Source organism: Kitasatospora sp. NPDC022785, assembly GCF_055561295.1.
Map to the genome: position 1 here is coordinate 135,752 of NZ_JBVHHB010000002.1, position 13,721 is coordinate 149,472.

A 13,721-nucleotide genomic window follows, 5' to 3' on the forward strand; every position below is an offset into this window, starting at 1 on the left:
TCACGGCTCTCCGGGCTCGCCCGAGCGGGTCACCAGGTGCGGGCGGCCACCAGGAGGTGGTCACGGACGCGGTCGAGCCGGGGGTTGGTCGGGGTGCCGGGGCGTTGGACGAGGTAGCCGGTGTTGATGGGAGGGTCCTCGGGGTCGTGCAGTTGGACGAGGGCGCCGGAGTCGAGCAGGGGTACGCAGAGGTAGCGCGGCACGACCGCGAAGCCGGCTCCGGCGGCCACCGCGGAGACGACCCCGCGCAGGTCGGGCACGGTCAGCGCTGCCTGGCAGTTGAGGCGCCGGCCGAAGACATGGCGCCAGTAGCGGCGCACGATCGGCAGGTCCTCGGCGTAGGCGACCAGCGGCACCTCGTGCAGCGCAGCCGGGCCCTCGGCGGCGAGCCGGCCGTTGAGGCGGCCGGCCCAGCCGGGCGCGGCGACCAGGACGAACTCCTCATCGCCCAGCGGCACGGCGGTGAGGGTGCGGCCGCGCGGGCGGGAGGTGGCGATCACCAGGTCGTGGCGGCCCGCGCGCAGCTCCTCCAGCAACGGGTCGGTGAGCCCCGCGGTGACCCGCAGCCGGATGCCGTCGGCGACCAGGGGGGCGAGGGCGGGCAGGACGAGGGTGCAGAGCAGCTCGGCGGGGCCGGCCAGGTGGACGGGTTCCGCACCCGCGTCGGGCCGGGCGCCCGCTCCGGCGACGGCCGCGAGCGCATCGAGCGGTGCGGAGATCCGCGCGGCCAGCTCGTCGGCGACGGGCGTCGGGGCGACGCCGCGCGGCCGCCGCTCGAACAGCTCGCGCCCGCCCTGCCGTTCCAGCGAGCGGATCTGGGTGGTCACGGTGGGCTGGGACAGGCCGAGCACCTGGGCGGCGGCCGTGAACGAGCCGGCCCGGTAGACGGCCAGGAAGGTGCGCAGCAGGTTGAGGTCGGCGGGCCCGGAAGACTCGGGGAGCTGGGCGGCGGGCCCGGAAGACTCGGGAGGCGGCCCGGCGGGCCCGGCGGCGGGACGCGGCGCGGCGGGCAGGCCGGCCTCAGCGGGGTCGTGGTCGTTCACCCGGCCAGCCTACGATGCGGCACCCATAGGAATGCCTATGGCAGCCATCGGCTCTGCCATTGGTGGACTGCTGATCACCCGGCCTATGGTCGGTTCCATCCTCCGGGCCCTGCCGGCCCCCTGCAGAGAAGAGCTCCCAGCATGTCGAAGATCCTGTTCGTCGTCACCGGCGCCACCTACTGGACGCTCGCCGACGGCACCCGGCACCCCACGGGCTTCTGGGCCGAGGAGGCCGTCGCCCCGCACGAGGCGTTCACCGCCGCCGGTCACGAGGTCACCGTCGCCACCCCGGGCGGTGTGGTCCCGACGGTCGACCAGGGCAGCCTGGCCCCCGCGGTGAACGGCGGGCCGGAGGGCGCCGAGCGGGTCGCGGCCGGCCTGGAGGCCTTCACGGGGCTGCGGCACCCGGTCAAGCTGGAGGAGGTGGACCTGGCCGACTACGACGCCGTCTTCTACCCCGGCGGCCACGGCCCGATGGAGGACCTCGCCGTCGACCCGGTGTCCGGCCGGCTGCTCGCCGACACCCTGGCCTCCGGCAAGCCGCTCGGCGTGGTCTGCCACGGACCGGCCGCGCTGCTGGCCGCCACCGGCGCCGACGGCACCAACGCCTTCGCCGGCTACCGGCTGACCGGCTTCACCGACGCCGAGGAGACCCAGGCCGGCCTGGCCGACAAGGCGAAGTGGCTGCTCCAGAGCCGCCTGGTGGAGGCCGGTACGGACTTCCAGGAGGGCGAGCCGTGGGCCCCGCACGTGGTCGTCGACCGCAACCTGGTGACCGGCCAGAACCCGGCCTCCTCCGCCCCGCTCGCGGCCGAGCTGCTCAAGAAGCTGGCCTGAGGCCCACAGCACCGACCACCGAACGGGCGCAGCGCCGGCCCGGAGCGATGCGGGCCGGCGGGCGGCCGGCCGGAGTGCACGAACGCGGCGGGCTCCAACCGGAGTGCACCGGCCGGCGCGCGCCCGGCGGGCTCACCGCCGGAGTTCGTCCACCAGGTCCTGGGCGCCGCCGCTGACCACGGCCGTCACGGGGATGCCCGCGGCGGCCAGCAGGCTCGCCGCGACGGTGGCCCGGCGACCCCGACCGCAGACCGTCCAGTACTCCCGGCCGGGCGGCAACGTGCCGATCCGGTCGGGCAGTTCGGTGAGCGGGATGGCGAGGGCGCCGGGCACCGGTGGATCGGCGGCAGGTCGCACGTCGAGCACCTGGACCGGTCGCCCGCCCTCCGGCCCGCCAGGCACGTCATACCCTCCACGCCCGCCGGGCCCTCCCCGCCCGTCAGGCCCGCGCGAGCCGGAAGGCCCACGAAGCCCGGAAGGCCCAGGAAGCCCGAGAGACCCGCGCGCGAGGGCTCCGCGCACCTCGGAGACGTCGGCCGTCCGGATCGTGGCGAGCTGGCGCCCGCTTGCCCGCCAGCGTTCCACGCCGCCGTCCAACTGCCCTACCAGCCAGGCGTCATAGCCGATCCGCAGCAGCTGCAGGACGGCTTCGCGGGCGGCGTCGGCGAGCGGCTCCGGCAGCACCAGGACCAGCGGTGTGCCGAACGGCACCACCTCGCCGACCAGCGCCGCGAAGGAGCCGTCCAGCTCGTCACCGAGCGAGCCCGGCAGGTGGGCGTCGGCGAACGCCCGGCGGTCCCGCGCGTCGACCACCACCGCGTCGCGCCAGAGGGCCTGTTGGACCTCCTCCGGGGTCAGCGGCAACAACCCGGGCGGGCCGCCGAGGACGGCCGGGCCGGCCCGGTTCAGCGGCCCCATCCGCCGGTAGTAGGCGGGCGCGGGCGGCAGACCGAGCAGGCGGGCGGCCACGAACGCGTCCTCGTCGCCGGCCAGCAGCGCCGGGTTGGCGAGCCGCTGGTCGCCGACCGTGCTGGTCCGCTCGCCGGCCGCCGCGCCGATCGAGCAGGAACTGCCGGCCCCGTGCGTGGGCAGCACCCGGGTGTCGGGGGGCAGTTGGGCGAGCCGCCGGAGCGAGCGGTACTGGGCGCGGGCCAGTTGCTCCGTCCGGGCGGCGCCGGAGAGGTCGGTCCGGCCGGCGCTGCCGACCAGCAGGCTGCCGCCGGTGAACACCGCCGCCGGGCGCCCCTCGCCCGGGCCCTGACCACCGTCCAGCACCAGGTAGGCGGTGTGCTCGGCGGTGTGGCCGGGCGTCTCCAGCGCCTGGACGCGCAGCCCGCCGAGGGTGAGCTCGTCGCCCTCGGCCAGCGGCAGGTGGTCGAACCCGTACCCGGCCCGGGCCGGCCCCGCCACCGTCGCCCCGGTCACGGCCCGCACCTCCAGGGCGCCGGAGAGGTAGTCGTTGTGGACGTGGGTCTCCAGGACGTACCTGATCCGCAGCCCGCGCGCCGTGCAGGAGGCGAGCAGCGGCCAGCAGTCCCGCTGCGGGTCCACCACCAGGGCCTCGTCACCGGAGGTCAGGAGGTAGCTGGTGTCGCCGAGGGCAGCGGTGGTGACGGGTTCGATGGTGTTCCCGCCGGTGCCGCTCCTCGTACCGGGGTCGCCGCCCATGGCCCTCAGCCTCCGCCCGGCCCGCCCCCGGGCCGTTCCCGTCCGCGGTCCGGCCCGCCGGCGGTGGCGGCCGTGACCACCACGACCTCCACCCCGGCCACCGGATTGCAGCCGTACCCCTGCTCGTTCCACGGCGCCCGCAGCGGCTGGGTGCGTCCCTCGGCATCGGTCGCCCGCACCAGCAGCAGCCGGGGCCCCGGCACCCGCGGCGTCCATGTGTACGTCCACTCCGCCCAGGCGTACGGGCCCCGGGCCGGGGCCAGCTCGGCCGGCCGCCACCCGGCGCTGCCGACCCGCACCTCCACCCGGCGCACCGGCACCCCGCCCGACCAGGCCCGCCCGCGCACCGTGCAGGGCAGGCCCAGCGGCAGCCGGGCCCCCGGCGCCGGGCCGGTGATCAGCGACTTCACCCGGATCTCCCCGACCGGCCCCTCGGGTGTGCCGCCGCGAACGCCGCGCGAGCCCCGGTAGACGTACTCCTCGGCCTGGAACGGGCCGGCGAACGGCCGCGCCACCGCCCTCACCCCGACCAGCCACTTGACGTCCGCCACCCCGTACCGGCCGGGCACCAGCAGCCGGACGGGCGCGCCGTGGCCGGGGGTGAGCGGGGCGCCGTTCATGTGCGTGGCGAGCAGGGTGTCGGGGTGCAGGGCGAGGCCGGCCGGAAGGCTCCGTTCGAAGGCGGTGCGGCGGCCGTGCAACGCGCCCTCGTCCGCCCCGGTGAACACCAGCTCCATCGCCCCCGGCCGCAGCCCGGCACGCTCCAGCACCGCCCTCAGCGGCACCCCGGCGAACCGGGCGCACCCGACCGCCCGCTGCCCCCACGGCAGGCCGGGCGGGCGCGGCTCCATCAGGCTGCGGCCGTTCCCGGCGCACTCCACCACCACGTCCAGCTCGCGCACCGGCAGTGCGCGCAACTCCTCGTAACCGAGGTCGAGTTCGGCGTCCACCAGCCCACCCACCCGCAACCGCCAGCCGGCCCGGCGCAGGTGCGGCACCCCGAAGTGGTCACGGACGAAGAACGCTCCGGTGGGCGTGAGCGGCTCGGCCAGCGCCGCGGCCGGCGTCTGGGCGTTGTACGGCTCGGCGCTGACCGTCTCGGGCGCCCAGTGCGGGGCGGTCGTCCCGTTGCGGGCTGTCGTCGTCATCCCGGCTCACCACCTGTGTGTGTCCCTCGTGCCCGTTCACGGGCCGCGCCCACCGGCCATGGCGGGCACCGGCCATGGCGGCCAGCCGCTGTGGCGGCCGTCGGCTGTGGCGCTCCGCCGTGGCGACGCCCCGCCCGCGGGCAGCCACGGATCGCCCGGGCCGCCACAACGCGCTGCGTCCACCCTCACCCCGGCTCACCCCCTACCGCCACCCGCCCAGCCGGCTGCCCAGCCACCGGCCCCGCCACCAGCCCCGACTCCCGCACCCGGGCCAGGGCGCGGCGGGCGCCGAGCGTCTCGAACAGCGCCGCCGCCTCCACCCGGAGCCGCCGGTCCGCCTCGCCCGTGCCCGCCCCGACGGCCACCGCCGCCGCCTGAGCCTTGGCCCGCGCTTCCCAGTACGGCTGTCGCGCCCGGCCGTACAGCCCGGCCGCCGCCACGTGGTGGTCCCGGGCGCCCTCCGGGTCATCCCGGGCCGAGGCCAGCGAGCCGAGCGCCGACTGCGCCATCGCGCGCCAGGCCGAACTGTCGGACCGGGCCGCCACCCGCCGCGCCGCCTCGGCGTGCTCGGCCGCGCCGTCGGCGTCGCCCAGGGCCGCGAACGCCTCCGCCGCCACCGGGTGGAGCAGCACCGTGCAGGTCGGGCACTCGCCGTGCCGGGCCGCGGAGGCCGCAGCGGCCAGCGCCGCGCGGACGGCCTCGCCGGGTTCGCCGCGCTCGACGGCGTCCAGTGCGGCGGTCGCGTGGAGCCGCCCGACGGCGTGCCGGGCCGAGGGGGAAGCGACGGCGACGGCCATGCCCTGTCGCAGGCAGGCCGCCGCTTCGGCGCTGTCGCCGCGCCCGGCCGCGTATTCGGCGAGCCGCTGCCAGGGCAGGGCGCCGCCTCGGCCGCCTAGCTCCTCGTGCAGGTGGGCGCTGCGTTCGAGGCAGCCGGGCGCCTCGTCCCAGCGCCCGCGCAGCAGCAACGACTCGCCGAGCAGGCACCAGGCGAAGGCCTCCGCCCGGCGCGCACCGCGGGCGATCGCCAGGTCGAGGGTGTGGCGGGCGTACTCCTCGACGCTGTCGCTGAGCCCGTCCCCGTAGAGGTGGTACTGGCTCAGACAGCAGTGGATGTCGAAGATCCGGGCGAAGCGGGCGTCCTCGTCAGCGGCGGCGCCGAAGCGGTCGATCTCGCTCCGCAAACCCTCCGGCCAGTCGCCGCGGAGGTGGTGGACGGTGGCGAGCGCCTCGTGGGCGGCGGTCAGGTCGTCGGCGGTGCCGTGGTCCCGGGCGAGGGTCAGGCCGGCCTCGGCCGCTCGCTGGGCCTCCTCGTAACGGCCGGACGCCCGGAGCCAGTCGGCACGGGCGCCGAGCAGCCGGCCGGTCTCGGCAGGGTCGCCGCCGGCCTCGGCGAGCGCGGTCTCGGCGGCGGCCAGGTGCGGTTCGGCCGCGGCTACTCCCGCCAGGTGCGGTTCGGCCGCGGTCGCGGCTTCTCCCTCCAGGTGGGCGGTGGCCGGGGCTTCTCCCGCCAGGAGGGCCATGACCGGGGCTTCTCCGGCCAGGTGGGCGGTGGCCGCCTTGCGGTGCAGCCGGACCGCTCGCAGGCCGGTGCCGTCAGCCGCCCGCCCGGTGAGGACGCCCGGCGAGGCCGGCAGGTCCACCACGCCCGGGTCGAGGGCGGAGCCGTACGCGACCGCGGCGCCGGCGGTGTCGCCGGCCGCCATCCGCTGGTCCCCGACGTGTTCCCAGAGCTCGCCGGCGAGTTCGGCCCGGACGTCGCCGCCGGTCCGGACCTGTTCGCGGAGCCGCTGGGCGGCGGGCCCCGGCCCCTCGGCGCCGTCCGAGGCGTGGTCCAGCGCGGCCGAAAGCCGGTCGTACTCGTGCAGCGCCTCGTGCCGGCGCCCGGCCAGCGCGTAGACCCGCATCAGCGCCGGTGACGCCTCCTCGTGCAACGGGTCGGCGGCCACCGCGCGGCGCAGTACGGCTGCGGCGCCGTCCAGGTCGGCGCGCGCCTCACGGAGCGCGCCGAGCTCGACCAGGAGCGCCAGGTACTCCGCGTGCAGGGCCTGTTCGCGTTCGACCGCCCATTCCTCGTACCGGTCCTCGGGCAGCAGGTCCCCGCCGTACCGGGCGACGGCCCGCTCGTACGCGTCGGGGTCGCGGCTTCGGCGGGCGTGCAGCGCGGCCTGCTCGAACTCCTGGACGTCGACCCGCAGCGGTCCGCCGTGCAGGGCGAGGCTCTCGCCCGACTCCAGGTAGCACCGGCCGGCGGCGGGGTCCGGGTCCGGGGCGAGGGTCCGCCGGGCCTCGTGCACGGCCGTGCCCAGCAGACCGACGCCGGCCTCGGGCGGCACCTCGGGCCAGAGCGCCGCGAGCACCTGCGACCGGTGCAGCCGGTGGCCGGGGGCGAGCGCGAGCAGCTTCACGAGGTTCCGGGGCTTCCGCAGGCGCCAGGCGTCGGCGGCGATCTCTCGCGGGCCCACCCGTACCCGGAAACCGCCGAGGAGGCGGATACGCAGTTCGAGCATGCGCCGGACGCCTTCCGTACGGACACTACGAACCTACTTCGGCAGCGGCCCACCGGCGAGTCCGGGGAAGCCCGCGAGACCCGCGGGAACGCGCCACCCGCGCGGAAGCCCCCGCGGCGCCCTCGCAGCACACTCCGCGCGGCCTACGCCGCACGCCGTGCACGGGGCCCTCAGGCCATCCCCGTCACGCGTCGCGCAGGCCTCATGCCATCCCCCTCACGCCGCGCACACCCTCCCCCTCACGCCCCGGAGAGCGCCTGGCCGCCGAACTCGCGGACGGCGTCGGCCACGATGGCGTCCAGGCTGGCGTGGTGGGCACCCCGCCAGTAGGCCTGGCCGCACTCGGTGCACTGGGCGAACGCGTCGTAGGAGCGCTCGGTGCCGTCCCGGAGCTGGTCCTGCACGGACGTCTTGGTGACGCTGCGCAGCGTCCCGTTGCAGGTGGTGCACCGGCTCCAGGGGGCGAGCGGCGGCGCGAACCGGGACAGGACGTCCCGCAGCTGTTCCGCGGGCCGGTGGCTGTAGACGTAGGCGCCGGCCCAGAGTTCGCGGCGCCGCAGCAGGCCTCGGTCGCGCGAGAGCATGACGCGCTGCTCGGCGGCCGAGCGGGCGGCGAGCGCGGCGTCGCCGATGTCCGGGTTCTCGTAGGCGGCGTCGATGCCCAGCAGCCGCAACCGGCGCGTGAGCGTGCCGAGGTGGACGTCGAGCAGGAACCGGACCGGGGCGGGCGAAGGCTGCGGCCGGGGTACGGCCTCGACCGAGATCCGCTCCCCGTCGGCGGGGACGTGTGCGACGCCCACCGGCCGCCCGTCCGCGACCAGCGCGCCGACCTCGGTGAGCGGGACGCCGAGCGACTCCACCACATGCCCGAGCGTCGAGGCCCCGTCCGCACGCAGCGCCGTGGGCACCCCCCGCCGCGCCGAGGCGACGAAGACGTGCAGCTCGGGCGCGAAACTGAGCCAGATCTCCGGTCTCTCCACCCGGCCAGCATGCCAGCGGCCGGCCGACGGCGGCCAGCGTTTTTCCCCGTCCCGGTGCTGTCGGCCGCCCACGACCGCCCGCGCCGCGAAGGCACACCGGTAGTCGGTCGGTGTCACCCCGACCGGGGCGGTGAGGTGGCGGCGCAGATTGGTGGCGCAGGTTGGTGGCGCTGCCGAGGCCGCTGCGCTCGCCGACCTGCTCGACGGGCAGGTCGGTCGCCTCCAGCAGCACCTGGGCGCGGGCGAACCGCTGGTTGAGCAGCTACTGCAGCAGGGTGGTGCCACTGGGGTCCCCGAACTGTGCCCGCCCGCCTGGCCCGTGAACGGGAAGACGACTGCGCGGTCGCCCGGCGCCCGTCCGGGATGCCGGCGGCGACCGCGAAGGCGCCGGTGCAGAGCGACCCCATGCGCGCCCCCGCCCGCCCCGCGCGCCGCAGCTCCGCCACCAGCGCCGCCCGTCTCTTCCCCCGACGCCCCCACCGAGGCCGGCGACCTCACCCACGCCCCCGCGGAGACCCTCCTCCGGTGCACCGGCCGAAGCCCCCTACCGGGCCGGCCCCGACTCCCCGCCGGGGCGTGGGCCTGGGACGGACGGGTGCGGTGGCCGGGGTCAGGCGTGGGGCGCCCAGAAGGCGACGAGCCGGGCGGCGCCGTGTTCGAGGCCCTTCCACGAACCGGTGAAGGTGAGCACCGCGATGGCGGAAGTCGGGAACCCGGAGCGGTTCATCCGGGGCAGCAGGTCGGCCTCGGCCTCACCGGCGAGGGCGTCGGCGAGGGCGTGGACGCCGGGGTTGTGGCCGACCAGCAGCAGGTCGGCCACCTCGTCGGACGTCTCGTTGAGCACGGCGATCAGTTCCCCGAGGCTCGCCTCGTAGAGCCGGTCCTCGAAGACCGTCCTGGGCCGCTGGGGCAACTCGGGGACGATCAGCTTCCAGGTCTCCCGCGTGCGCGCCGAGGTGGAGACGAGTGCGAGGTCCGGCACGATGCCCGTACCGGCGAGCCACCGGCCTGCGACGGGAGCGTCCTTGCGGCCCCGCTCGGCCAGCGGGCGCTCGTGGTCGTCGGCGTCGCTCCACTCGGCCTTGGCGTGCCGGACCACGACGATCCTGCGGGTCGGTTCGCTGCTCACTACGGTCTCCTCCTCCATGCGGGACATCGGTACCCGGCCGACGCTAGCCACCCGTCGACCGGGCCTCGGACATGACATCCGCCCCTCACTCGAAGGAGTGAGGGGCGGACGGCGGACGGGGAGTCAGCGGAAGGTGCGCAGGCGCAGGCTGTTGCCGACCACGAAGACCGAGGAGAAGGCCATCGCCGCCCCCGCGATCATCGGGTTGAGCAGGCCCGCGGCGGCCAGCGGCAGGGCGGCGACGTTGTAGCCGAAGGCCCAGAAGAGGTTGCCCTTGATGGTGGCCAGGGTCCGGCGGGAGAGCCTGATGGCGTCGGCGGCGGCGAGCAGGTCTCCGCGGACGAGGGTGAGGTCGCCGGCCTCGATGGCGGCGTCGGTGCCCGTGCCCATGGCCAGGCCCAGGTCGGCCTGGGCGAGGGCGGCCGCGTCGTTGACGCCGTCGCCGACCATGGCCACGACCCGGCCCTCGGCCTGGAGGCGCTGCACGGTGGCGACCTTGTCCTGGGGCAGCACCTCGGCGATCACGTCGTCCGGCTTGATGCCGACCTCGGCCGCCACCGCCCGGGCCACGGCGGCGTTGTCGCCGGTGAGCAGCATCGGGGTCAGCCCGAGGGCGCGCAGCCGGGCGATGGCCTCGGCACTGGTGGGCTTGACGGCGTCGGCGACCTCCAGGACGGCGCGCGCTTCGCCGTCCCAGCCGACGGCGACGACGGTCCGCCCGCCGGCCTCGGCCGTGCGCTTGGCCTCGGCGAGCCGCGCCGGCAGGTACTGCGACCAGTCGGCGAGCAGCTGTTCCCGGCCGACCAGGACGGCGTGCCCGTCCACCACGCCCTGGACGCCGAGGCCGGGGAGGTTCTCGAAGCCCTCCACGCCGGGCAGTTCGCCCGTCCGGTCGGCGGCGGCGGTGGCGACGGCGCGGGCGATCGGGTGCTCGGAGGCGTGCTCCAGGGCGCCGGCCAGGCGCAGCGCCTCGGTCTCGGTGGTGCCCTCGGCGGTGTGGACGGCGAGCAGGGTCATCCGGCCGGTGGTGACGGTGCCGGTCTTGTCCAGGACGACGGTGTCCGCCCGCCGGGTCGACTCCAGCACCTCCGGGCCCTTGATCAGGATGCCGAGCTGGGCGCCGCGCCCGGTGCCGACCAGCAGCGCGGTCGGGGTGGCCAGGCCCAGGGCGCACGGGCAGGCGATGATCAGCACGGCGACGGCGGCGGTGAAGGCGGCGCTCCAGCCCTCGCCGGTGCCGAGCCAGTAGCCGAGGGTGGCGAGGGCCAGGGTGATGACGATCGGGACGAAGACGGCGGAGATCCGGTCGGCGAGCCGCTGGGCCGCCGCCTTGCCGTTCTGCGCGTCCTCCACCAGCTTGGCCATCCGGGCGAGTTGGGTGTCTGCGCCGACGCGGGTGGCGCGGACCACGAGGCGGCCGCCGGCGTTGACGGTGGCACCGGTGACCGCGTCGCCCACCACGACCTCGACCGGCACGGACTCACCGGTCAGCATCGAGGCGTCCACGGCGGAGGCGCCCTGTTCGACCACGCCGTCGGTGGCGATCTTCTCGCCTGGGCGGACCACGAACAGCTCGCCGGCGGCGAGTTCACCGGTCGGGATGCGGACCTCGGCGCCGCGGCGCAGCACGGTGACGTCCTTGGCGCCGAGTTGGAGCAGCGCCTTCAGGGCGGCGCCGGCGGTGCGCTTGGACCGCGCCTCGAAGTAGCGGCCGGCCAGGATGAACGCGGTGACGCCGGCCGCGGCCTCCAGGTAGATGTTGGACGAGCCGTCGCTGCGGGCGATGGTGAACTCGAAGCCGTGCCGCATGCCGGGCATGCCGGCGTGACCGAGGAACAGCGCCCAGAGCGACCAGAGGAACGCGGCGCCGGTGCCGAGGGAGACCAGGGTGTCCATGGTCGCGGCGCCGTGCCGGGCGTTGGTCCAGGCGGCGCGGTGGAACGGCCAGGCCGCGTAGGTGACGACGGGCGCGGCGAGGGTGAGCGAGAGCCACTGCCAGTTGTCGAACTGCAGCGCCGGCACCATGGCCATCGCGACGACGGGGACGGCGAGAGCGAGCGCGGTGATCAACCGCTGCCGCAGCGGGGCGAGTTCGTCCGGCTCCTCAGGCACGTCACCGGACGGTCCGGCGACCGCGGGCTTCGGCAGGGCGGCGGTGTAGCCGGTGGCCTCGACGGTGGCGATCAGGTCGGCGACCTCGACACCGTCCGCGACGACGACCCGGGCCTTCTCGGTGGCGTAGTTGACGGTGGCCTCGACGCCGTCCATGCGGTTGAGCTTCTTCTCGATCCGGGCGGCGCACGAGGCGCAGGTCATGCCGCCGATCTGGAGTTCCACCTCGGTGGAGGCGGGTGCCTGGGTGGTCATCTGGGCTCCTCGTGGGTCGTGGATCAGGGTGGGTCGGGTCCGGGGCCGAGGTCCGGGGCCAGGACCGGGGTCCGGATACCCCCAGGGGGTTGTGCGGGGGGGGATGTCCGGCCCCCGGCCGCCCAGGGCGGATCGAACAGCGGCGGTCAGGCGCGGCCGGTCAGCTCGTAGCCCGCGTCGTCGATGGCGGCGCGCAGGGCCTCTTCGTCCGGCTCGGCCTCGGCGGAGACGGTGACCAGGCCGGCCGTGACGTCCACACGCACGGCGGTGACGCCGGCCAGGGCGGAGACCGCCTTGCCGACGGCCTGCTCGCAGTGGCCGCAGGTCATCCCGGCGACCGCGTAGACGGCGGTGACGGCGGCAGGCGCCGCCTCGATGGTGGCGGTGGTGGAGCAGGTGCCGTCGGTGGAGCAGCAGGACATGGGTTCCTCCGGTGGATTCGGCCTTGGATACCCGGCTGGGGTATCGGTCGGTGCGTTGCTTCGTTTATACCCCTGGGGGGTATCGAGTGCAACCCCTCCCCGCCCTTCAAAGCTCCTTGACTTCATACCCCTAGGGGGTATCTACTCCAGATCTCGGAGCCCCGCCCGAGGATCCGATCACCACCGAAGGAGCCCGCCATGAACACCGCGCTGAAGATCGCCGCCTTCGCCACCGGCCTCACCACCGCGTTCGGCGCCGCGTACGGGGTCGGCCACGCCACCGGCACAGGCCCGCGCCCGACCGCCTCCACCACCGCCGGCGCGCATGCGGGCCACACCCCGGAGGCGGCGAACGCCGCCGAGCACCTGCCCGGCGGGCTCCAGGTCTCGGAACGCGGCTACACGCTCAGCGTCGACGACCCGTTCGTCACCGCCGGCGCCACCCCCACCGACCTGCGGTTCCGCATCCTCGGAGCGGACGGCCACCCGGTCACCGACTACCGCCCGGCGCACGAGAAGGAGCTGCACCTGATCGTCGCCCCGCGCGACCTCACGAGCTTCCAGCACCTGCACCCGACCCGGGCCGCCGACGGCACCTGGAGCGCGGCGGCCGCCCTCCCCACCGCGGGCGAGTACCGGGTCTTCGCCGACTTCACCCCGGCCGGCGCGGCCGAGGGGCTCACCCTCGGCGCCGACCTCCACGCGGCCGGCGACCTGCGCCCCGCACCCCTGCCGGAGACCGGCCGCAGTGTCACCGTCGACGGCTACACCGTCACCCTCGGCGGCGACCTCACCCCCGGCCGGCCCGCCCGGCTCACCCTCACCGTCACCCGGGACGGTCGCCCCGTCACCGACCTCCAGCCCTACCTCGGCGCCTACGGCCACCTGGTCGCACTGCGCGCCGGCGACCTCGCCTACCTCCACGTCCACCCGGAGAGCACGACGCCCGGGCCGGAGGTCGCCTTCACCGCGACCGCACCCAGCCCGGGCGCCTACCGCCTCTTCCTCGACTTCCGGCACGGGGACACCGTCCGCACCGCGGCCTTCACCGTCACCACCCCGGGTGGCGACGCGCCCACCGGGGCCGACGCCCACCGGCACTGAGCGGCCACCGGCACCGAGCGACCGCAGCGCCTCGCGTGCCTCAAGCGCCTCAGCCGTAGCGCCTCAGCAACTCCTCGACGTAGTCCTCCAGCCGTTCGGCCAGCAGTGCGGGGGTCAGGTCCGCGCGGCCGAGCTCACGCCAGCTCACCCCGACCTTCTCCGCGTCCGGTGCGAAGGCCAGGGCATCGAGCAGGCGCCAGTACAGGTGGTCGGACGGGTCCTCGGTCAAGGCACCGCCGGCCGAAAGGTAGCGGTCGGCGAACCCCATCCCGACCGGCACCCCGTACAGCAGGGCCAGCGCGGTGGAGCAGTGCGCGACGTCCAGGTCGACGGGGCCCCATGAGGTCTCCACCCAGTCCACCACGCCGGTGATCCTCAGCCCGCCCGCGCCACGGCCGCCCTCGCCGCTCCCACCGCCCTCGGCGCCACCTCCACCGTCGCCGCCACCTCCACCTCCGCCGAAGAGCACGTTGCCCGGGTGGTAGTCCCGGTGCAGGAAGCGGCCCGGGAACGGCG

Annotated in this window: 10 protein-coding genes and 1 pseudogene; 2 read left to right on the plus strand and 9 right to left on the minus strand. The window is 76.1% G+C overall.

Annotation, left to right across the window (positions count from 1 at the left end; translation table 11 throughout):
- Positions 1-29 precede the first annotated feature (29 nt).
- Entirely contained in the window at positions 30-908 is an 879-nt protein-coding gene (locus ACZ3YO_RS03860; RefSeq protein WP_465565210.1) for a LysR family transcriptional regulator, read from the minus strand.
- Between the two features lie 276 nt (positions 909-1,184).
- Between ACZ3YO_RS03860 and ACZ3YO_RS03865 the strand changes: the two genes are divergently transcribed.
- Positions 1,185-1,880: a type 1 glutamine amidotransferase domain-containing protein gene (locus tag ACZ3YO_RS03865; protein ID WP_465543816.1), complete on the plus strand. Its 696-nt coding sequence runs from the start codon at positions 1,185-1,187 to the stop codon at positions 1,878-1,880.
- 132 nt (positions 1,881-2,012) lie between these two features.
- On the opposite strand, the gene ACZ3YO_RS03870 is transcribed toward ACZ3YO_RS03865, so the two are convergent.
- The 7 genes from ACZ3YO_RS03870 to ACZ3YO_RS03900 all read right to left on the minus strand — a co-directional run bounded on the left by ACZ3YO_RS03870 (position 2,013) and on the right by ACZ3YO_RS03900 (position 12,101).
- Positions 2,013-3,548, minus strand: a complete 1,536-nt coding sequence (locus ACZ3YO_RS03870; RefSeq protein ID WP_465564445.1) for an MBL fold metallo-hydrolase — start codon at positions 3,546-3,548, stop codon at positions 2,013-2,015.
- A 5-nt stretch (positions 3,549-3,553) separates the two neighbouring features.
- On the minus strand, positions 3,554-4,696 hold the full coding sequence (locus tag ACZ3YO_RS03875) for a sulfite oxidase (protein ID WP_465564447.1): 1,143 nt from the start codon (positions 4,694-4,696) through the stop codon (positions 3,554-3,556).
- Between the two features lie 185 nt (positions 4,697-4,881).
- On the minus strand, positions 4,882-7,203 hold the full coding sequence (locus ACZ3YO_RS03880) for an AfsR/SARP family transcriptional regulator (RefSeq protein ID WP_465564450.1): 2,322 nt from the start codon (positions 7,201-7,203) through the stop codon (positions 4,882-4,884).
- A gap of 239 nt (positions 7,204-7,442) precedes the next feature.
- Positions 7,443-8,183 (minus strand): Mut7-C RNAse domain-containing protein, encoded by a 741-nt coding sequence (locus ACZ3YO_RS03885; RefSeq protein WP_465564452.1) that lies wholly within the window; start codon positions 8,181-8,183, stop codon positions 7,443-7,445.
- Positions 8,184-8,793: 610 nt separating this feature from the next.
- Positions 8,794-9,312, minus strand: coding sequence for a SixA phosphatase family protein (locus tag ACZ3YO_RS03890; RefSeq protein WP_465543827.1), 519 nt, complete (start codon positions 9,310-9,312; stop codon positions 8,794-8,796).
- 123 nt (positions 9,313-9,435) lie between these two features.
- A complete protein-coding gene (locus ACZ3YO_RS03895; RefSeq protein WP_465564457.1) occupies positions 9,436-11,679 on the minus strand; it encodes a heavy metal translocating P-type ATPase in 2,244 nt (747 codons plus the stop codon).
- Between the two features lie 146 nt (positions 11,680-11,825).
- Entirely contained in the window at positions 11,826-12,101 is a 276-nt protein-coding gene (locus tag ACZ3YO_RS03900) for a heavy-metal-associated domain-containing protein (protein ID WP_465564460.1), read from the minus strand.
- 198 nt (positions 12,102-12,299) lie between these two features.
- Here ACZ3YO_RS03900 and ACZ3YO_RS03905 point away from each other — a divergent pair, with 198 nt between their 5' ends.
- Positions 12,300-13,205 (plus strand): hypothetical protein, encoded by a 906-nt coding sequence (locus ACZ3YO_RS03905; protein WP_465564463.1) that lies wholly within the window; start codon positions 12,300-12,302, stop codon positions 13,203-13,205.
- Between the two features lie 49 nt (positions 13,206-13,254).
- Here the strand turns inward: ACZ3YO_RS03905 and ACZ3YO_RS03910 are convergent.
- Positions 13,255-13,704: pseudogene (locus tag ACZ3YO_RS03910) on the minus strand (aminoglycoside phosphotransferase family protein); the annotation flags it as partial.
- Positions 13,705-13,721: the final 17 nt, after the last annotated feature.

What these genes read in the sequence shown, in the direction of transcription:
- ACZ3YO_RS03895 (WP_465564457.1), bottom strand. Translation starts at nt 11,679, where the DNA reads ATGACCACCCAGGCACCCGCCTCCACCGAGGTGGAACTCCAGATCGGC.
- ACZ3YO_RS03880 (WP_465564450.1), bottom strand. Translation starts at nt 7,203, where the DNA reads ATGCTCGAACTGCGTATCCGCCTCCTCGGCGGTTTCCGGGTACGGGTG.
- ACZ3YO_RS03875 (WP_465564447.1), bottom strand. Translation starts at nt 4,696, where the DNA reads ATGACGACGACAGCCCGCAACGGGACGACCGCCCCGCACTGGGCGCCC.
- ACZ3YO_RS03870 (WP_465564445.1), bottom strand. Translation starts at nt 3,548, where the DNA reads ATGGGCGGCGACCCCGGTACGAGGAGCGGCACCGGCGGGAACACCATC.
- ACZ3YO_RS03905 (WP_465564463.1), top strand. Translation starts at nt 12,300, where the DNA reads ATGAACACCGCGCTGAAGATCGCCGCCTTCGCCACCGGCCTCACCACC.
- ACZ3YO_RS03900 (WP_465564460.1), bottom strand. Translation starts at nt 12,101, where the DNA reads ATGTCCTGCTGCTCCACCGACGGCACCTGCTCCACCACCGCCACCATC.
- ACZ3YO_RS03865 (WP_465543816.1), top strand. Translation starts at nt 1,185, where the DNA reads ATGTCGAAGATCCTGTTCGTCGTCACCGGCGCCACCTACTGGACGCTC.